This window comes from Planctomycetota bacterium, assembly GCA_035384565.1.
GTDB lineage: Bacteria > Planctomycetota > PUPC01 > DSUN01 > DSUN01 > DAOOIT01.
In genome coordinates this window covers 1-19,493 of record DAOOIT010000054.1, presented here as the reverse complement: position 1 = coordinate 19,493, position 19,493 = coordinate 1, and the positions used below count along the sequence as shown (strand labels likewise).

Sequence of the window (19,493 nt, the reverse complement as noted above, 5' to 3'; positions counted from 1 at the left end):
CCTGCTTCACTTGGCCTCCAGCGCGATGGCCAGTTTGGCCAGGTGGGCCAGGTCGGCCTTGCAGGGGGGGACGTCCACGCGGGCGGCCAGTTCGTCGGGCTTCGCGCCGCGGAGCCACGCGAAGGCCTTGAAGGCATTGAGCGCGAAGTCGGGCGGGTCCACGAAGTTCTCGCCGAAGTGCACCTGGCGCTCTTCGCCGACGAGATACCAGGTGGGGCAGAGGGTCTCGAAGGCGGTCCAGACCTTCTCGACGGCCTCGGGGGCCTTGGCTCTCACGAGGGCCGCCACCTCGGGCGTGAGGTCGTGGAAGAGCGCGATCTTGCTCTTGTGGGCGATGATCTTGAAGAACAGGCCGTTGCCTTTGCCGATGAAGTCGTCCCACTCGCGAATGTCGGCGAAGATGCGGGGGGTGATGCGTCCTGCCACGGCCTTCCACCAGGCGACGAGGGCCTCGCCCGTCTTCTCGGCCAGGGCGCTCGCCTGCCTAGCCGCCTCCGCGTCGCCCGCTTTCTCCGCGATGCGGGCGAAGGCGAGGAGCGAGGCAAGGTAGCGGCTGGCGTAGAGGTCGCCCCTCTCGGGGTCGAGCTTCCAGTTCATCCTGGCGAAGTCTTCGAAGCACGCCTTGATCTGCGGCCAGGCGGCCTTCACGCGGTCCCACTCGCCGCAGCGCTCGGCGTAGAGCCAGACGGCGTAGACGTTCCCGAAGGGATGGTGCGGCCTCGGCTGGCCGGAGGGCGTGAGCACGTCGGGAGGCACCCAGAAGGGCTCGCGTCGTTCGCCCTTGTCGAGGGGGTACCAGGCCTGCCTGGTGAAGGGGGGGAACTCCTCCCACTGCTTGGCGAGGAGGGCTTTGGCCGTTTGCCTCTCCCTGGCTTCGAGATGTGGGAAGGCCCAAGCCAGCGCCTCGAAGGTCTCGCCGCTGTCGTCGAAGGGGAACTCTCGGCCGGACAGCCCCGGCTCGACGTAGAGGGGTGCCCACGATGCGGTGCCCAAGCTGGCCGATAGGGTTGCAAGAGCATTTCGTAGTTGTTCAAGTATGAAATGCCTCTCCGGGCGCCCGGGCGGCGGCGCAACGGCTGGCGGCACGCTCGCGGCGGCAATCCCTTCGTCGTTCGCCGGCTCGCCCTTTTCGCCCGAGACGATGCAGAGCACGCGGCTGCCGGTCTGCCAGTAGATGCGGTTGCCCACGATGGCCACGCCGCTGCGGGCGGGGCCGTGCCATTCGTTGCGCGCCCAGGGCAGGTTCTTGAAGCCGCCCCAAGTGTCGCGCTTGCCCCAGATGGGGAAGAGCTGGCGCGTCTTGAGATCGAAGCCGCTCAGCGTGCCCTGGTGGATGATGATGAGCGTGTCGCGTGCGACGAGGAAGTTCTGGCTCTCGTCGGCCGTGCCCCAGAAGAGGCCCCAGGGCGGGTTGGTGCCGTGGATGTGCTGGAGCGGCTCGATGCGGTTCCTGTCGAGGTCGAGCAGGCCGAGGGCGACGAGCGGCGCCACGCCGTCGTTCCAGTTGCCGTAGACGCTACGGTAGAAGACCAGCAGGCGTCCGTCGGGCAGCACGACGGGCGGGGTGCCCACGCCCTGGCAGCCCGCGATCCAGAGCACGGGCGGCGGGGGGAGCAGCTTGCCCGTTTCGGCGTCGAGGACGAAGAAGGTCTGAGCCTCGCGGTGCTTCGCGAGGTAGTCGCAGATGGCGGCCTGCTCCTTCTCCCACAGCTCGGGCGTGCCCATCGCCTCCTTGGTCTTGATCCAGGCTGCAACCTTCTTCCAGTCGCTGTCGTCCACGCCGGCGGATTGGCACAGCAGGTGGCGGTCCTGGGCGATGAGCCGCGACATCTGGATGACGGGATTCGTGCGCACGATGACCACCGTGCGGCCACCCTTCTTCGCTATGACCGGGTAGTAATTGCGCGCGGTCTGGCCGACGAGGGGGTCGGATGTCCAGAGCGACGAGCCCAGCCTGGCATCAAAGGCCCGAAGCCGCATGTCCTCCCCCGTGACAAAGACCCGGCCGTCGGCGAAGGCGGCCGTCTGGCGGGAAGGCACAGGCATGTTCTGGCCGCTGGGTTCCGTAGCGGGGTCATAGGTGGCGTACAGCCCGGCACGTGACCAGAGGTAGGTCTTGCCCTCCACGATCAGCGGCGCGACGCTCCAGCCGCCGAAGAGCGCGGCGCGTCGGTCACGGGGCTTCCCGGTGTCTGCGTCCAGCCATTCGACGCTCCCCCTTGCCGGGGCAATCATGATCGAGCCACTTGCGTAGGCGGGCGAATGCAGGATCGGGCCCTCGGCCTGGAGGCGCCAGAGGGGCCTGCCGGAGGCGGCGTCGAGGGCGTAGAGGTTGCCGCTGTGGGTGCCGATGAAGACCTTGCCGTCGGCGATGATGGGCTCGACAGCGCTGCCGATCCGCTCGCCGACGAAGTGCCGCGCCCAGGCGAGGCGGAACGGCGGCCTGATCTCGGCGTCCACGTAGCCCGTGCGCGCCACGTTCCCGCGCAGGGTTGGCCAGTCGGCGGCGAGAAGGGAGGTGGCGCAGAGGGCGACGGCCAGGCTGAGGGGCACTCTCATGGGATTCAGCCTCCACTGGAGTGGCGATGGGACGGATAGGGCAGACAGGGCCGACAGGAGCGATAGGACGGATGGGACACAGAAACGAGGCGTAGGTGGTCCTATCGGTCCTATCGCCTTCGCGCGACCCTGGAACACTCGCAGTCTACACGATTGCCGCAGCAAGTTCCAGGGGGAAGACGGGGCCTTTGGAGGGCAAAATAGGCTTGCTCATGCCGGCCCTGAAATGGTATAATCCAAGCTCCTCATGGACGATGAGGAGAGTGCCCGCGCCCGCTGTGACTGCCGACGGACTCGGGTGACATAAGCCACTGGTAATACAATACTTACGGCAGATACACCAGAACAGCGCGCCCTATGAGCCAGCCCGGCGAACGAATCCGCGACATCGCCATCGAAGAGGATATGCGCGACGCGTATCTGCGCTACGCGATGAGCGTGATCATCAGCCGCGCGCTGCCCGACGTGCGCGACGGGCTGAAGCCTTCGCAACGCCGCATTCTCGTGGCGATGAACGACCTGAACCTCGGCCCGCGCTCGCAGCACAGAAAGTGCGCCAAGATCGCCGGCGACACCTCGGGCAACTACCACCCCCACGGCCAGGAGGTGGTCTATCCCACGCTCGTGCGCATGGGGCAGGACTTCAACTCGCGCTACCCGCTGGTGGACGGTCAGGGGAACTTCGGCTCGCTGGACGGGGATCCGCCGGCGGCGATGCGGTACACAGAGGCCCGCCTGAGCGGCCTGGCGATGGAGATGCTGGCGGACCTCCAGTACAACACGGTGGACTTCGTGCCGAACTACGACGAGACGCGCACCGAGCCGACCGTGCTGCCGGGCAAGTTCCCGAACCTGCTGTGCAACGGCTGCAACGGCATCGCCGTGGGCATGGCCACGAGCATCCCGCCGCACAACCTGGGCGAGGTGGTGGACGCGCTGGTACGGCTGGTGGACGATCCGGACGTGCCGCTGAAGGAACTGATCCAGCTCGTGCCCGGCCCCGACTTTCCGACGGGCGGGATCATCTGCGGGCGCAAGGGGATCGTGGACGGGTACCGGACCGGCCGCGGCATCATCCAGGTGCGGGCTCGCGCCTTCACCGAGGCGCTCAAGGGCGGGAAGAAGAACATCGTCGTCACCGAAATCCCCTACCAGGTCACGCGCGCCCTCATCAAGGAGAAGATCGCCGAGGCGGTGAACTCGGGCGTCATCCAGGGCGTGGCCGACATGCGCGACGAGAGCGGCGCCGCCGGCCAGCGCCTCGTCATCGAGCTCAAGCGCGACGCCGACGAGAACGTCGTCCTCAACCAGCTCTACCAGCACACGCCGCTCCAGTCGTCCATCTCGATCATCATGATCGCGCTGGTGGACAACCGGCCGCGCACGCTGAACCTCAAGCAGCTCCTCGAGTGCTTCGTCGCGCACCGCATCGAGGTGATCCGCCGTCGCACGCAGTTCCTGCTCGACCGGGCGCTGGCCCGCGCGCACATCATCGAGGGCCTGCGGATCGCGCTGGCCCACATTGACGAGATCATCGAGCTGATCAAGAAGGCGCCCGACGTGGAGACGGCCCACCGCCAACTCATGGAGCGCTTCGGCCTCTCGGACCGCCAGGCCACGGCGATCCTCGACATGCGGCTCCAGCGCCTCACCGGCCTCGAGCGCCACAAGCTGGAGGAGGAGTACCGCCACCTGCTCGAGGAGATCGCCCAGTACGAGTCGATCCTGGCCTCCGAGGCCCTCGTGCGCAACCTCATCAAGGAGGAACTGCTCGACCTCAAGCAGCGCTACGGCGACCGGCGCCTCACCGAGATCACCGACGAGGAGACGGGCTTCGACCGCGAGGACCTGATCCCCGAGGAGATGGTGGCGGTGACGCTGAGCCACGAGGGCTACATCAAGCGGCTGCCGCTCTCGACCTACCGGAGCCAGGGCCGCGGCGGCAAGGGGATCAAGGGGGCCGAGACGAAGGAGGGCGACTTCATCGAGCACCTCTTCATCGCCTCGACCCACGACTACCTGTTGTTCTTCACCAACCGGGGCAAGGTCTACTGGCAGAAGGTCTACGATCTGCCGCAGGCGCCCCGCACGTCGAAGGGCCGCGCCATCGCCAACGTGCTCTCGCTGGAGGCCGACGAGACCGTGGCCTCGTGCCTGGCCGTGCGCGAGTTCGACCAGCGCTTCGTCGTCTTCGCCACCGAGAACGGCACGGTGAAGAAGACCGAGCTCGAGGCGTTCAGCCGCCCGATGGCCCGTGGCATCATCGCCATCAACCTCGACCCCGACGACCGCCTGATCCGCGCCGGCCTCGTGAGCAGCGGCCAGCACGTCCTGCTGGCCACCCGCGACGGCATGTCGATCCGCTTTCCCGAGGCCGCGGTGCGCGCGATGGGCCGCCAGGCGGGGGGCGTGCGCGGCGTGCGCCTGCGCGAGGGCGACAAGGTGGTGGGCATGGCCGTGCTCGACGGCGAGGGCACGCTGCTCACCGTGTGCGAGAACGGCTACGGCAAGCGCACCCCCTTCTCCGAATACCGCGTCCAGGGGCGCGGCGGCTACGGCGTGATCAACATCAAGACCTCCGACCGCAATGGCAAGGTGGTGGGCCTCCTCACCGTGACGGACGAGGACGAGGTGATGATGATCACGGCCCAGGGCAAGGTCATCCGCACCGCGGTCCGCCAGATGCGCGCCATCGGCCGCGCCACGCAGGGCATGCGCGTGATCCACTGCGACGAGGGCGACCGCCTGGTGGCCATCGGCCGCGTGGCCGAGAAGGACGAGGGCGAGGAGGGCGACGCCGCCGAGGCCGCGCCCAAGGAGACCACGGCCGCCGACGACTTCGTCAGCGACGAGGAGGAGACGGCCATCGAGGAGCCCGGTCCGGAAGAGCCGGGGGACTCCGCGGATGGCTAGCCGATGGCTGGCGAGTTGAGCCCTCAGGCCCGCCAGAAGCTGCTCGAGATCGCCCGCCGCAGCGTGGAGGCGGCCGTTCGGGGCGAGCGCCCGAGCGTGCCCGCGTGCGACGACCCGGAACTTCAGGCCCAGCGCGGCTGCTTCGTCACCCTCACCACGCGCGGCCGGCTGCGCGGCTGTCTGGGCTGCTTCACCGCGCGGCAGCCGCTCTGGCGTGTGGTGGCCGACATGGCCCGCGCCTCGGCGACCGAGGACTCGCGTTTCTTCGGCCAGCCCCTCACGCGGCACGATCTGCCGGACCTTCGCATCGAGATCTCGGTGCTCTCGCCGATGACGAAGATCGCCAACCCCCTCGACATCGAGCTGGGGGTGCACGGCATCTACGTGGTGGGCAGGCACGGCGGCGCCGGCACCTTCCTGCCCCAGGTGGCCACCGAGCACCGCATGACCAAGGAGCAATTCCTCTCGTCCTGCTGCGCCCACAAGGCGGGCCTGCCGCCCGACGCCTGGCGCACAGGCGAGGCCGAGGTGTTCACCTACACGGCCGAAGTGTTCGGGGAGGAACCGAGCCACACGGACTGACACGGGCATACACGGACGGGGCCATCCGGCTTCTGTGTTCGTGTTCGTCCGCATCAGTCCACCGGCAGGGGCGTTTCGTTCTCCTCTTTCATCAGCGGCGGCAGGCGGCGGACGTTGCCCGCCTTGTCGCAGAAGTAGAGGCGCGAGTCGGACGGCTGGCGCGCGTGGCCATCGGCCCAGAATGCGTAGAAGTCGGGGTGGGCGCCGAGCGGGCGGCGGGCGTAGGTGTGATTGTAGGGGCTGCCCTTCGTCATCGGGCGGGCCATCGTCCAGGTCTTCCCCTCGTCCTGGCTCGTCCACAGGGCCATCTCGCCGCCGGGGTTGTAGGGCTGGGGGCCGGGCTCGGTGGGGCCGATGACGCGCCAGGTGCCGTCGGGCTCGACGTGGAGGCAGCCGCAGTCGTAGTTGCTCTCCGACGTGGTGACGGGGCGGAAGGCCCACTCCGTGCCTGTCCAGTGGGCGGTGGTCCAGGTGCGGGGGCCGTTGGCAGGGCCGCTCTGGTAGCCCTTGCTCGTGAGGTAGAGGATGATGGGGCGCCCCTGGGCGTCGAAGCTCAGGCTGTGGATGTAGACGAGGAGCTTCTCGGCCTCATAGTCGCGGAGGAGGGCCTCGTTCTTCACCTCGGTCAGCGGCGGGGTGATGGTCTTGCCGTCGGCGGTCTTCCAGGTCTTGCCCAGGTCGTCGGTTTCGAGGTAGTAGAGGTTCGTGCGCCAGTTGAGGCCGAGCTTGAGGGGGTGGTACATGAAGGCGGTGCCGACCTTGCCCTTGTGGGGCCAGCTCACCTGGTAGTGGCCTTCGGCGATGCCGGCCAGGCGCTGCGGCTCGCTCCAGGTGCGCCCGTCGGGGCTGGTGGACCAGTGGAGCATGCGCCCTTTGCGATAGAGCGTGTGGAGGAAGAGGAAGCCCTTGCCCTCGATCCACCAGGGCTGGGGATACGAGAAGTTGGTCTTGAGCGTGAGCTCGAACGCCTCGATGTCGTAGGGTTTCACGCTGCGGTAGATGAACGACGGGCGCGATGTGCCGTGGGATGAGCAGAAGACCCACAGGTGGCCGTCGCCGTCCATCGAGAGCACGGGGTTGTCGTGCGCGTCGTCGGTCTGCTTGTCGTGCAGGACGCGGGGGCGGGGCACGGTGCCCGTCGCGTGGTCGTAGAAGCTCACCATTTCCAGTAGGTTATGCTTGCCCTTCGACGTGCCGCCGTAGACGAAAAACGTCTTGTTCGCGGCGGGGGCGTAGAGGCAGAAGGGGATGTGGTTGGCGGGGTAGGTGCCCAGGCCGCCGCTGTACTTGTAGACGTACTCGTCCTTCGAAGGCTGGTTGAAGTACCAGATGCCGCGATAGCCGTCGTCCTTTGGGGGCGACACCAGTGTTCCCTGCATCAGCTTTTCTCCTGCCATGCCCGCGCTGGCGATGGCGAGCGCAAGTGCGGCGCGGGCGATACGTGGGGGACGTGCGAACATGCGGCCCTCCTTCCTGAGCTACTTGCCCGCGAGCCAGCTCTTCACGGGCAGCTTCACGAAGTCGCCCCGGTGCGGCGGCTCGAGGAACTCGCCCGTGGCGAACCAGAAGTCCAGCGTGTTCAGGTCGGCCACGACGGTGTGCGAGGTGATGGGGAGGCGAACCGCCCCCATGGCCTTCCGGGCGGCCTCGAAGCCGAGCTTCTCCTCGCCGCGCGTCTCGGCGTGGAGCACGCGCCGCAGCAGGGGATAGCGGTAGTCGGCGAGTGCGAAGGGCTGCTTGCGGCGCTTGCGGAAGTGGTTCGTGCAGGCGAGCATCTCCTGGGCCAACTCGGGCTCGTTCTCTGCGGGCCCGCGTACCGTGACGCCGCGGTCATTCGCGTAGTCGTTGTTGTACTCGAAAACGAGGGCGGGCGGCGTGCCATCTGTGACGGGCGCGGCGAGGAGGATCGCGTTGTCGAACATCTGCTGACGCGCCTCGAGCAGCGGCACGGCCTGCGCCGCCAGGTCGGTGGCCGAGCAGTTCTCCATCAGCCGCCGCAGCACCAGCAGGCGCGGGCTGTAGCTCCCCTCCAGCGGGCGGCGGGGCAGGAACACGTCGTGCACGGAGACGAACACGCCGGCCTCGTTGATGCCGGTGAGGCAGCCGATCATCCCCGGCGCGGTCACGGCGGCGAAGGCGCGCTTGCCCTCGTGGGCCTCGTGCACCACGAGCATCTGGTGCGAGAAGAACGCCTTGACGGGCAGAAAGTCGAAGTTGCGGCCGACCCACACGTGGCCGTCCCTCGTGCGGTGGCCCCAGGCGGCGAAGGTCGAGCAGGCCTGACGGCACCAGTCGCCCGCCGTGTTATAGGCCTTCAGGTCGTTCCGTGTGAGCGGCCGGCCGAGCCGCCGTAACACCGCGCCGTCGCCGAGGGCCTGCCTCACGCCGTCGAAGATGCCCTGTAGCTCCAGCTCGTAGTCAGGCTCGAACTCGAATCGCTCGACCAGCGGCAGGATCACCCGTTCGTAGTCCTTCTTGTGTGTCAGCAGCAGGTTCGAGCCGCACACGGCGTCCACCATGTCCAGGATGGCGGGTGCCAGGAGCCGGCCCTGGGCGAAGCCGCGCTCGTAGGGGTTGCCCCACAGCGTGAGCACACCCACGCCCTCGACCCGCACGAAGCGCCCGTGCTCGACGGCTCCCGCCTCCATCGGGTGCGGGGCCTTGACGACGGATTCCTTGAGCACGTAGCAGCCCGTGCAGAGCTGCGCCGCGAGAGCGTAGGCGGCCAGCATCGCCAAGCGGCTATGGTGTCGGATGCGCTCTGCGAACACGTTGGCTCCTGCTGCTTGCGGTCCCTCTGCTTCACCATATACAATCCGGCGGGGGGTTGGCAAGAGGGGAACCGCGATGCGCAAGGCGGATGTTCTGGACTTCGTCACGGGCCGCACCCTCGGCGGGCGGGCCGCGGCCTTCTGGTGGCGGGCCGACGAACTGGGCAGTCTGGCCATCCGCCCGCTCGCGCAGGTGCCGGTTCTCGCCCTCGAGGGCCTCCAGGCGGGCCCTGCCGCTGTTCCTCCTCCCCTCATGGTGAGTCGGGCCCCTGCCCACGAACTCCAGCACTTCTCCCTGACAGAAACACATGACCACGCACGCTAAGCACATACTCGCAACCCGCGGGAGGTTCCCGCTCCGGCGCGCGCGGAAGAGAGGAGGCCGCGGAGCGGCCAGGAAGCCCGTCCCCACGCAGAGCGTAGGGACGAGAAACAGGGAGCAGAGCGTAGGGACGAGAAATAAGGAGCAGAGCGGAGGGACGAGGAAGAAGGGCAGAGCGTAGCGACGAGGAAAGCAGTTCCTCTGGTTCTTGACGTCCCCGGCCCGTCGCCGTAAGATTGCCGAGGCCAGACCACCCTGTGTGAGAGGAGACGGCAGATGCTCCGACGGCTCAGTGTAGTGCTCGTGATTGCGGTTTCGGCGGCGAGCGTCTCCGCCGCGGACAAGCTGGAAGTCACGGTCGCCGAGAGCGGGCTGGGCCGCCTGGCCTGGTCGGGCACCAACCTCTTGAAGGACGGGAGGCCACAGGTCAAGAGGATCGTCTTCGAGCACGAGACGCTCGATGCGAAGCAGGAGAAGGCCTACTCGTTCGACAGGCTGGACGGCTCGAATCCCAAGGCGAGCTTCGACGCGGCCGCCCGGCGGCTGACCTATGGCTATCCGTGGGGCTCAGTGTCGTTCGCCTACGCGCCCGCGGCCGACCGGCTGGGCATCGCGGTCACCCTCACGAACGACTCGAAGTTCGCCATCGCCGACTTCGAGATCGAGCCCCTGGGCCTGGCCTTCCCGGCGCCGCCCGCCAAGCCCAAGCAGGGCCGCTGGATCGAGACGCTGCCCGACCGCCTCGGTGTTGTCGAGGCGACGTTCGGCGCTGCCAGGCTCCTGCTGTGCTGCGAGACCATGATTCCGCTGAACTTCGGGCTGGCCGCGGGGGGAAAGAGCGAGTCGCCGGTCGTGCTGAAGGGTGGGGTCATGATGATGGAGCCGGGCGCGGTGTTCTACCACTACCTCGGGCTGCCCCGCGTCGAACCGGGCAAGAGCCTGGCCATCGCGTTTTCGCTGCGGTTCGCCCCGGCCGAGGGCGCCGAGGGCAAGCCCCCGGCAGACCTGTGCGAGGCGTTCCGAACGCACCACCAGCCGCGCATCGCCTGGAAGGACCGCCGGCCCATCGGCACCATCTTCGTCGGCAAGGGCAAGGGGCCGGAGAACAACCCCCGCAACTGGTTCGACAAGAAGGACCTCGATGTCCGCACCCCCGAAGGCAAGGCCGAGCTGCGCAAGCTCTTCATGGAGTTCGCCGACCGCTGCATCAAGTCGCTCAAGAAGACGAACGCCCAGGGCATGATCGTGTGGGACCCGGAGGGCGCTGAGAATCCGCATCCGATCACCTATGTCGGCGATCCGCGCATGGTGAAGGTGCTGGCTCCGGAGGTCGAGGACATCTATCCTGAGTTCTTCAAGAAGTTCCTCGATGCCGGCCTGCGCACGGGCTGCTGCATCCGGCCGACCCAGGTCTACCTTGAGGCAAAGAAGGGCTGGTCGCACGGCACTGGCAGCCACGGGCCCGAACGCAATCCGCTCGGCGACGACTTCAGCGCGATCTGGCCCAAGGGCCTGCCCTGGTGGCGGTTCTACCCCCTGGTCGAGCGGATGTGCCGCAAGATCGAGTATGCCAGGAAGAACTGGGGCTGCACGATCTTCTATGTGGACACCAACGGCGTCTATCGCCAGGCTGGCGAGAAGCAGGAGTTCGGCTGGGCGCTCCTCGACAGCCACGTTTGGCGCGACGTTGCTCGGCGGCATCCCGACGTGCTGCTCATCCCGGAATTGGGCACGGGCGCGCCCGCTCAGTGGGCCTACGCCGCCCAGTACCTCCAGCCGCCCTACAGCGGCGCCCGCACGCCGCCCGAAGTGCTCGAGCTGCTGCCGGGGGCCTTCAGTGTCTGCCAGTCGGTCAATCTCTCCCCTGCGGATTGGGACAAGCGGCGCGGCGAACTCCTGGAGGGAGTCCGCCACGGCGATAGCCTGTTCTTCCGGGGCTGGTTCGACGACGGCTACAACGCCAAGATCAAGGAACTCTACGACCAGGCGTACCCGCCCGGGGCCATCGCGCCCCCAGCCGCGAGCGGCCAATAGCCGGCGTGAGACGGCGTGTCAGCCGACTCTGGCGCGGACGCGCACAGGCATTCCGCGAGGCTCTTCGGGGTTGGCGATCTTGGCTCGACTGCCCTGGTGCGGGGCGAGGGCATGCCTGCTCGTTGCGGGCCTGGCGGTTTCTCGGGAGGGCTCTGCCGAGTGGCTGGCCGGCGCCGCCTGCCCATGCTGTATCAACCCCGAGAGGGGGAAGGTGATACAGCATGGGTAGATGGGCGAGAATGGGCGATTCTCGCGGTTCCGGCCATGCTCGCTCATCTGCGGGATGAGCCAGCATGTGAGGGGGGATGGCCGGAGAGCATAAAGCATTGTTGCATATAGAGTTATGCGGTGGAACTCGCCTGGGCGGCAACGCCAGCCCCACGCTCCCCGGCGGCGGCTGCGCCAGGGTCGCTGGACCCTGATGCGCCATTCCGCTCGCTCTGCACCCTGACGCGCCGGCGTCCGAGAGGCGCATCCCTCTGCACTCGAGGCGGACCGCGCCTTGGGGGCAAGCCATTGGCATTTCGGTGCAGTTGACGGCGGGGTGTGGAAGGCGTATCCTGCGAGGCGCCCGGCATGGACTTGGCTTTGTGCGAATGCTTTGAAGGCAGACAACTCGATGGTGGTCCTGCACTTGGCGTGGTTCGACGGGGAGTTGGTGTTGTGGGGGGAGTCTCCCCGCGGGGCCGCCGGGGCGCAGCGCCCCGCACGCCGGGGCCGCAAGCGGACGGAGGAGAGTGCGGTTGCGTCCTATCCCTATGGTGCCGCGCCAGAGGCTCTTGAGGCGGCGCTGCGTGACGTCGGGATGGCGGTCGAGGCAAAGAAGGCGCGGCGGGGGACGACGGCGTGGCTGCCGACGCGAGAGAGCGTGCCGATTGCCTCAAGCCCGCTCGTGGCGGAGCCGCCGGAGTCGCAGGGGGAGGCCGGGCTCGCTCCGTGGCGCGTCGAGGCGATGGCTCTGACGCCGGGGCAGGCGGTTGACCTGCTCTGCCGGTGCGTGGAGCGGGCCACGCTGGCGCCGGGCGTGCTGGTGGGGCGCGACTTGGCTTTCTGGGCGCAGGCGCTCCGGTTCGCGGCGGCGCTTGTGGCAAGGCAGCAGTGCCTGCCCGCTATCGAGGCGCGGGATGGCGGGCATCGCGCGTGCTGGGAGCCGGTGTTCGCCGGAGCCGACGCCGAGCGTCTGGCGGCTCTGGCGAGAGCGATGCCGGCCGTTGCGAGGGCGCTGAGTGCCGCGGACACCGAGGCCGCTCCCACTACGCCGGCGGTCGAAGCCCTTCGGCAGTTCGTGGGCGCGGTGGTGGACCACCTCGTGCGCTCCACCGCGTCGGGACGCGCGGTGGGGCTATCTGCACCGAAGCGCGGCCGGCCGAGGAAGAAGCCCGCCTTCGACAGCGTCCACGATCAGTGGCTCCACGCGCTGCGGTCGCCCGACGGGGCGATGGAGGGCGACGAGGCGGAGCTGGCGCGCTTCGCCGAGCAGGTGCGCGAGTGGCGGCGGCCGCTGTCGGTGTCCGTGGCGGCGCCCTTCCGCCTGTGCTTCCGGCTCGAGGAGCCGGAGAGCGGCGTCGAGGCCGAGGCGCGGCGTCGGCGGAAGCCGCGCGATACGTGGCGGGTGCGATTCCTGCTCCAGGCGGCCGACGACCCGAGCCTGCTGGTGCCCGCGGAGGATGCCTGGGCGGCGCGGGGCCATGCGACCTCGGTGCTTCAGCGGGCGGGGTATTCGGCACAGGAACACCTGCTGTCGTCGCTCGGGCAGGCGGCGGGCATCTGCCCGCGTATCGAGGCGGCGCTGAAGACGCAGCGGCCGTCGGGCTACGAACTCGACGCCACGGGCGCACACGAGTTCCTCACGCAGCGTTCGCTGCTTCTTGAGCAGGCCGGCTTCGGAGTCCTGCTGCCCGCATGGTGGACGCGGACGGGAACGAAACTGCGCCTCACCGTCCGCGCCAGCGTGAAGAGTCCCAAGATGCAGGGAGGGTCGGGACTCTCGCTCGACGAGGTCGTGCACGTGGATTGGGAGGTGGCGCTCGGGGGCGAGCGGATGTCGCCCGAGGAACTGGAGGCGTTGGCCCTGCTCAAGGCCCCGCTTGTCCAGGTGCGTGGCCAGTGGGTGCAGGTGAGTGCGGAGGAGATTCAGGCGGTGCTCGACTTCTGGCGGAAGAGGGGGACGGAGACGCTCACCGCGCGGCAAGTCGTGCAGATGAGCCTGGGCGCGGCGGAGGCCGTGGGCGGCATGCCGCTCGCCGGCATCGAGGCCACGGGGTGGGTGGGCGACGTGCTCCGCCAGCTTGACGGGCGGGCCGGGATTGGCGAACTCCCCGTGCCGCAGGGCTTCGTGGGCGCGCTGCGTCCCTACCAGGCCCGCGGCTACGCCTGGCTCGCCTTCCTGCGGCAGTGGGGCCTCGGCGCCTGCCTCGCCGACGACATGGGCTTGGGGAAGACCATCCAGGCTCTGGCCCTGTTCCAGCGCGACTGGGAGGCGAACGGGCGGCGCCCCGTGCTCCTCATCTGCCCCACGTCGGTGGTGAGCAACTGGCAGAAGGAGGCCGAGCGGTTCACCCCCGGCCTGCCCGTGATGGTGCACCACGGCCTCGAGCGGAACCGGGGCGAGGACTTCGCAGAGGAGGCCCAGCGCCACGCCCTCGTCGTCTCCAGCTATGCACTCCTTCACCGCGACATCGAACACCTCCAGAAGGTGCCGTGGCTGGGCGTCGTCCTCGACGAGGCGCAGAACATCAAGAACCCCGAGACGAAGCAGGCCCGCGCCGCCCGCTCGCTCGGGGCCGACTACCGCGTCGCCCTCACCGGCACGCCCGTCGAGAACAACGTCGGCGACCTCTGGTCGCTCATGGAGTTCCTCAACCCCGGCTTCCTCGGCTCGCAGGCGGGGTTCAAGCGCGAGTTCTTCATTCCGATTCAGACCGACCGCGACCCCGAGGCGGCCGCGCGGCTTCGGCGCCTCACCGGCCCCTTCATCCTGCGGCGGCTGAAGACCGACAAGAGCATCATCGCCGACCTCCCCGAGAAGCAGGAGATGAAGGTCTTCTGCACCCTCACGAAGGAGCAGGCGTCGCTCTACGCCGCGGTGGTGAAGGACGCCGAGGATGCCCTCGAAGGCGCCGAGGGCATCCAGCGCAAGGGCGTCGTCCTCGCCACGCTCTCGAAGCTCAAGCAGGTGTGCAACCACCCCGCGCAGTTCCTCGGCGACAACTCGGCCCTCCCCGGCCGCTCGGGCAAGCTCGCGCGCCTGGGCGAGATGCTCGAGGAGGCCATCGAGGTGGGCGACCGCGCGCTCGTCTTCACCCAGTTCGCCGAAATGGGCGCCATCCTCAAGCGCCACCTCGAGGAGACCTTTGGCCGCGAGGCCCTCTTCCTCCACGGCGGCGTGCCCAAGGCCCAGCGCGACCGCATGGTCGAGCGGTTCCAGACCGATGGCGGCCCGCCCCTCTTCATCCTGTCGCTCAAGGCCGGCGGCACGGGGCTGAACCTCACGCGGGCGAACCACGTCTTTCACTTCGACCGCTGGTGGAACCCGGCGGTGGAGAACCAGGCGACCGACCGCGCCTTCCGCATCGGCCAGACGCGAAACGTCCAGGTCCACAAGTTCCTCTGCGCCGGCACCCTGGAGGAGAAGATAGACGAGATGATCGAGCGGAAGAAGGAGGTGGCCGCGGAGGTCGTCGGCACGGGCGAGGGCTGGCTCACGGAACTGTCGAACCAGCAGCTCAAGGAACTCTTCGCTCTGAGAGCGGAAGCGGTCGGGGAGTAGGCCCCTGTTTGCGCGCATCTCGGTCGAGGATGAATGGATGAGTGGATGGGTGGATGAATGAAGGAATGGGTCGGCGGATGTCTGGCATTCATCCATTCATCCACTATGGCTGAAGGCGATGGCTGTCCGAGGAGAATAGCATGTCGCGATGGCGCCGCTGGCGCGACTACGACGACGGCTACTACCGCCACTTCGCCCCCTCGCGCCCGCGCGAGGCCAAGGGCGGCATCAAGGCGCAGACCCGGCGCGGCGGCTTCGGCCAGAGCTGGTGGGCCAGGCGCTGGATCGCCGTGCTGGAGAGCTTCGACATCGGCGCGCGCCTCGGCCGCGGCCGCTCCTACGCCCGAAGCGGCCAGGTCACACACCTCGAGGTTGGCGAGGGCACCGTCACCGCGAAGGTCCAGGGCTCCCGCCCGGAGCCCTACGACGTCGTCATCAAGGTCGCCGCGCTCACCAAGGCCGACTGGGAGAAGCTGGCGGAGTCGCTCGGCAAGCAGGCGATCTTCGCGGCAAAGCTCCTCGCGGGCGAGATGCCGGAGAACATCGAGGGGGCCTTCAGCGCCGCCGGCCTCTCGCTCTTCCCGGGGAAGAGCAAGGACCTCGTGACCGACTGCTCGTGCCCCGACTGGTCGAACCCCTGCAAGCATGTCGCCGCCGTCTACTACCTGCTGGGCGAGGAGTTCGACCGCGACCCGTTCCTCATCTTCAAGCTTCGGGGCATGACCCGCGAGAAGCTCGTCGCGCTCCTCGGCGCCAAGGCTGCCTCACAGCCGAAGCCGGAGGCGGCGAGCGAGCCGGTGTCGCCGCCGGAGCCTTTGCCCGCCGAGCCTGGGGCCTTCTGGGGCGCTGACGACCCGAAGACGATCCCCCTGGGCGAAGTCCGCATCCCGCCCATCGCCGCGGCGTTGCCAAGGCGGCTCGGCAGCTTCCCCTTCTGGCGTGGCAGGGAGGTCTTCCTCGACGCGATGGAGGCCATCTGCGCCTCCGCCTCGCCCGCCGGCCTCGCCATCCTCCTCGGAGAGCACAGGGCGGACGAGGCCGGCACGTAACTCGCGGCAGGAAAGGATGGAGACGTGGCTCGCGGCGAACCGCTCATCCGCCAATGGAACCTTCTGAAGCTGCTCCAGTCGTACCGCTTCGGCACCAGCGCGGAGGAACTGGCTGAGCGCGTGGGCTGTAGCGTCCGCCAGGTAAAGCGGGACCTCGGTGTGCTCCAGGAGGTCGGCTTCCCCATCTTGTTTGAGCAGCGGGACTTTGGGAAGCGGTTCTGGAAGCTCTCCCGCGACTTCGTCGAGACGGGCCAGGTGCTCCTCTCGGTCACGGAGATGCTCAGCCTCTACCTGAGCCGCCAGCTTTTGGCGCCGCTCGCGGGGACGCAGTTCGGCGACGGCCTCTCCTCCGCACTCGACAAGATCAAGACGATGCTGCCGTCGAAGGCCCTGACCTACTTCCGTTCCCTCGACGAGCGGCTGTTCGTGAAGAGCATGCCCGGCCACGACTATTCGGCCCAGGACAAGGAAATCCGCACCATCAACCAGGCCGTCGCTGAGAGCCGCGTGCTCAAGGTGCGCTACAGGTCCGCCCATAGTGGCAACATCTATGAGTGGCGGCTGGAACCTTATGGCATTGTGCTGTTCGGCATGAGCCTCTACTGCGTGGCCCGCCTGCCTGACCACAACGAGATGCGGACCCTGAAGGTCGAGCGCCTGCTCGGCGTCGAGCTGACGGGAGAGACCTTCGAGCGTCCCTACGACTTCTCACTCCAGGAGTACCTGCACGGCAGCTTCGGGATCTTCACGCCCGGCGAGCGCGTGGTGGCGAAGGTGCGGTTCAGCGGCTGGGCCGCGGTGAACGTTCGCGAACTTCAGTGGCATCCGAGCCAGAAGCTCGCCGAAGACTCCTCCGACCACGTCATCGCCCAATTCGAGCTTGCCGACACGACCGAGTTCAAGCGCTGGGTGCTCGGCTTCGGCCGCCACGCCACGGTGCTCGCCCCGAAGGAACTCGCTGGCGAGGTTGCTGACGAGCTTGCCGCCGCGCAGGCCACCTACTGCTGCGAGCAGCGAGAGGCGTAGCGCAGAGACTGTCCCCACGAAGCATGCCGTTCGGTGCGCCAACTGGTCCCTACCGAAGAGGCCACCCAGTTGGACTAACGACGCGAACACGGAGAAAAAAACCATCCTCCGGCGCCCCCATCATCTGGCCCTGCCATTCCCTGTCCCTCCCCACAGGCTGGGCGTGTGACCACGCCTGTCACCCCCCGGCTCCCCGGCCGCATGGCTGGGCGAGACCATCCCTGTCACACCCTCCAGCTATGCTATTGCAGGCGAAAGCCGAGCACTCGGCGAAAGGAGGATCGGATGGGCAAGGATGAGACGGTCACAACTCTCGGGGCGTTCCTCGCGCCGCTGGCGGTCGGCGAGGCATTCGGCCACCTCAACCTGACGCTCGTCCCTCTGAGGGGCGACAGCAACGGCAAGCTGGACTACGTCCTGGGTGCTGATGCCATCGAGGCGGGGACACTGGCGATCACGGAGGTCGGCGAGTTCGGCACCGTGCCCGAACTGCTGGTGAAGAGCACAGCGGAGACAATGGTGCTGCTCCTCGACGGGGAGGAGCTGGTCGGTGCGAAGCAGAACCGCATCCTCAACACCAGCGTGCTTCTCCCACCGAAGGCGGAGACGCGGATTCCCGTCTCGTGCGTTGAGCAGGGACGCTGGCACCACGCGTCGCGGGCATTTGCTGTGGGGGGCTACTCGCCTTCGAAGCTCCGCGCCCGCAAGAGCCGCGACGTCAGCCGGAGCCTGCGGACCGAAGGCGTTGCGGCAAGCAACCAGGGGGCCGTGTGGGAAGAGGTCTCCTGCTGCCTGGGGTCCGTGGCTGCCCACTCTCCGACCATGGCCTTGCACGACGCCATCAAGCAGCGGCAGGAAACGCTCGATGGATACACTGATGCCCTGCCCTGGCCCGACAGCGCGCAGGGCGTCGTCGCCGCCATCAACGGCGAGTTCGTCGCGGTTGACCTCTTCGACAAGGCGGAGACACTCCGCCGTGTCTGGCCGCGCCTTATCACCGGCTACGTGCTCGATGCTCTCGGAAGACAGAAGGCGAGGAGCAGGCCATTCACACCGAAGGGCGCCGGTGCCCTGTTGGAGCATCTCGGCGAGGTCGCCTGCCAGCCGTGCCCATCGGTGGGTGTCGGCCAGGACTGGAGGTTCGAGTCGAAGGCTGTTGTTGGCCAGGCGCTCGTGGCCGAGGGCGTGTGCGTCCACATGAGCGTTTTCCCGAACCAAGAGGCGAGCGGTCCGCGGCGAGGGGGTGCCTCCATCGAGCCGCCGTCGGGTCGAGGCCGCCGCAAACGCAGCCCATAGCGGAGGGGGCATGGGCAATGCCCGGTCAGCGAGAGCGGGAGGGGAACCTGGTCACCCAGGCTGCTCTCGCTGGCCGGCGTGCTGGCTTGGCGGAGTGCGCCGCAGGATTCCAGCTCAAGAGAGAATCCACGGGTGAGCCCCGCGGTCGGTCATCCGCCCAGCAGGGATACGGCTGCCCGCTCCGTCTCTCGCAGAGTCCCGACAGGAGGGAGAAAGGGAGAGGATTCCGGGGGAAATGGGGGAGAAATGGGCGGCCGGCGGGGGTCGTGGCGTCCCGCGGGCGGGCCGGGGAATGGATGTGGGGGTCGTCGTAAGTGCTTGGGGGACTGTGGGTAAACGAGAACGCCCTCGCAGTGGTGTGCTGGAGGGCGTTTTCGCGGGGGAGAGTCCCCGCAGGTCAGGGGGTGGTGGAGGCGGGGGGAATCGAACCCCCGTCCCGAAGCAGCGCGCCAAGAGCTTCTACGTGCGTAGGCTACCTATTGTTTGTCGCCTCGGCGGCCTCCGGTAGTCGGGATTCCGCTCCGGCCAGCTCGAACAGAAGCTTCGCCCCGGCCCCGTCGAGCAAAGGGCAAGGACTAGCCCGCTGTTTGTCGCCCCGCAGCCCCCGCGGGCTGAGGCGGCGGGACGTGACCGCCTGATTAGGCAGCCATTGCCATCTGGTGATTGGCAGTTGTTGGTGTGCCAGGTGTTTTACGAGGCACCCTGACAACCTCGGCACGCGACCCTTGACTCATACTGCCCGGTCGATACCTGGTCGCCCCCTTTCAAAGTTGAGAGTCGAAAGTCCAAAGTCCGAAGTCGCAAGTCCAAGGCCGAGAATGTCGAAGGTCGAAGGACAGCGGTACGAGGTCAGCGGCGAGGGGAGGCGGCGCGGTCCATCTGGCGCTGGTGGTCGCGCTTCTTGATGTCCTCGCGCTTGTCGTAGAGCTTCTTGCCGCAGGCGAGGGCTATCTCGACTTTGGCGAGTCCTCTCTTGAAGTAGAGGGCAGTGGGCACGAGGGTGAAGCCGCGCTCGTTGACCTTGGTGGCGAGGCGCTTGATTTCGCGGCGGTGGAGGAGGAGGCGGCGTTTGCGCGCGGGGTCGTGGTTGCCGTAAGCGGTCTTTTCGTAAGGGCTTATGTGCAGCCCTATGAGATAGGCTTCGCCGTCCTCGATGCGGGCATAGCTGTCGC

Annotated in this window: 12 protein-coding genes and 1 other RNA gene; 8 read left to right on the top strand and 5 right to left on the bottom strand. The window is 68.0% G+C overall.

The annotated features are described in order from the left end of the window. Window positions 1–6 precede the first annotated feature (6 nt). Window positions 7–2,559, bottom strand: coding sequence for a PQQ-binding-like beta-propeller repeat protein (locus tag PLE19_17815; protein ID HPD16807.1), 2,553 nt, complete (start codon window positions 2,557–2,559; stop codon window positions 7–9). Between the two features lie 357 nt (window positions 2,560–2,916). Here PLE19_17815 and gyrA point away from each other — a divergent pair, with 357 nt between their 5' ends. After that, window positions 2,917–5,472, top strand: coding sequence for a DNA gyrase subunit A (gene gyrA / locus PLE19_17810; GenBank protein HPD16806.1), 2,556 nt, complete (start codon window positions 2,917–2,919; stop codon window positions 5,470–5,472). Window positions 5,473–5,475: 3 nt separating this feature from the next. Then, complete coding sequence (gene amrA / locus PLE19_17805; GenBank protein ID HPD16805.1) at window positions 5,476–6,054, top strand: AmmeMemoRadiSam system protein A; 579 nt, start codon at window positions 5,476–5,478, stop codon at window positions 6,052–6,054. Window positions 6,055–6,107: 53 nt separating this feature from the next. Here amrA and PLE19_17800 read toward each other — a convergent pair whose 3' ends face one another. Beyond that, window positions 6,108–7,514, bottom strand: coding sequence for a BNR-4 repeat-containing protein (locus PLE19_17800; protein HPD16804.1), 1,407 nt, complete (start codon window positions 7,512–7,514; stop codon window positions 6,108–6,110). An 18-nt stretch (window positions 7,515–7,532) separates the two neighbouring features. Then, window positions 7,533–8,825, bottom strand: a complete 1,293-nt coding sequence (locus tag PLE19_17795; GenBank protein ID HPD16803.1) for a C45 family autoproteolytic acyltransferase/hydrolase — start codon at window positions 8,823–8,825, stop codon at window positions 7,533–7,535. A 76-nt stretch (window positions 8,826–8,901) separates the two neighbouring features. Here PLE19_17795 and PLE19_17790 point away from each other — a divergent pair, with 76 nt between their 5' ends. The 6 genes from PLE19_17790 (at window position 8,902) to PLE19_17765 (ending at window position 18,321) form a co-directional block, all read left to right on the top strand. Next, entirely contained in the window at window positions 8,902–9,150 is a 249-nt protein-coding gene (locus PLE19_17790; protein HPD16802.1) for a hypothetical protein, read from the top strand. 273 nt (window positions 9,151–9,423) lie between these two features. Further along, window positions 9,424–11,181 carry a hypothetical protein gene (locus PLE19_17785; GenBank protein HPD16801.1) on the top strand — a complete coding sequence of 586 codons (1,758 nt, stop codon included), beginning with the start codon at window positions 9,424–9,426 and terminating at the stop codon, window positions 11,179–11,181. A 619-nt stretch (window positions 11,182–11,800) separates the two neighbouring features. Then, window positions 11,801–14,950: a DEAD/DEAH box helicase gene (locus tag PLE19_17780; protein ID HPD16800.1), complete on the top strand. Its 3,150-nt coding sequence runs from the start codon at window positions 11,801–11,803 to the stop codon at window positions 14,948–14,950. Between the two features lie 140 nt (window positions 14,951–15,090). After that, window positions 15,091–15,999 carry an SWIM zinc finger family protein gene (locus tag PLE19_17775; GenBank protein ID HPD16799.1) on the top strand — a complete coding sequence of 303 codons (909 nt, stop codon included), beginning with the start codon at window positions 15,091–15,093 and terminating at the stop codon, window positions 15,997–15,999. A gap of 24 nt (window positions 16,000–16,023) precedes the next feature. Continuing rightward, window positions 16,024–17,025, top strand: a complete 1,002-nt coding sequence (locus PLE19_17770; protein ID HPD16798.1) for a WYL domain-containing protein — start codon at window positions 16,024–16,026, stop codon at window positions 17,023–17,025. Between the two features lie 285 nt (window positions 17,026–17,310). Continuing rightward, window positions 17,311–18,321, top strand: coding sequence for a hypothetical protein (locus PLE19_17765; GenBank protein HPD16797.1), 1,011 nt, complete (start codon window positions 17,311–17,313; stop codon window positions 18,319–18,321). A 405-nt stretch (window positions 18,322–18,726) separates the two neighbouring features. Here the strand turns inward: PLE19_17765 and ssrA are convergent. Together ssrA and smpB are read right to left on the bottom strand one after the other, a co-directional pair. Continuing rightward, window positions 18,727–19,083, bottom strand: a transfer-messenger RNA (tmRNA) gene (ssrA, locus tag PLE19_17760). 87 nt (window positions 19,084–19,170) lie between these two features. After that, the coding region (gene smpB / locus PLE19_17755) for an SsrA-binding protein SmpB (GenBank protein ID HPD16796.1) at window positions 19,171–19,493 on the bottom strand (323 nt) is incomplete at its 5' end.

Excerpts from the sequence above, each read along its gene's own strand:
- PLE19_17815 (HPD16807.1), bottom strand. The coding sequence starts at position 2,559 with ATGAGAGTGCCCCTCAGCCTGGCCGTCGCCCTCTGCGCCACCTCCCTT.
- gyrA (HPD16806.1), top strand. The coding sequence starts at position 2,917 with ATGAGCCAGCCCGGCGAACGAATCCGCGACATCGCCATCGAAGAGGAT.
- amrA (HPD16805.1), top strand. The coding sequence starts at position 5,476 with ATGGCTGGCGAGTTGAGCCCTCAGGCCCGCCAGAAGCTGCTCGAGATC.
- PLE19_17800 (HPD16804.1), bottom strand. The coding sequence starts at position 7,514 with ATGTTCGCACGTCCCCCACGTATCGCCCGCGCCGCACTTGCGCTCGCC.
- PLE19_17790 (HPD16802.1), top strand. The coding sequence starts at position 8,902 with ATGCGCAAGGCGGATGTTCTGGACTTCGTCACGGGCCGCACCCTCGGC.
- PLE19_17785 (HPD16801.1), top strand. The coding sequence starts at position 9,424 with ATGCTCCGACGGCTCAGTGTAGTGCTCGTGATTGCGGTTTCGGCGGCG.
- PLE19_17780 (HPD16800.1), top strand. The coding sequence starts at position 11,801 with ATGGTGGTCCTGCACTTGGCGTGGTTCGACGGGGAGTTGGTGTTGTGG.
- PLE19_17775 (HPD16799.1), top strand. The coding sequence starts at position 15,091 with ATGTCGCGATGGCGCCGCTGGCGCGACTACGACGACGGCTACTACCGC.
- PLE19_17765 (HPD16797.1), top strand. The coding sequence starts at position 17,311 with ATGGGCAAGGATGAGACGGTCACAACTCTCGGGGCGTTCCTCGCGCCG.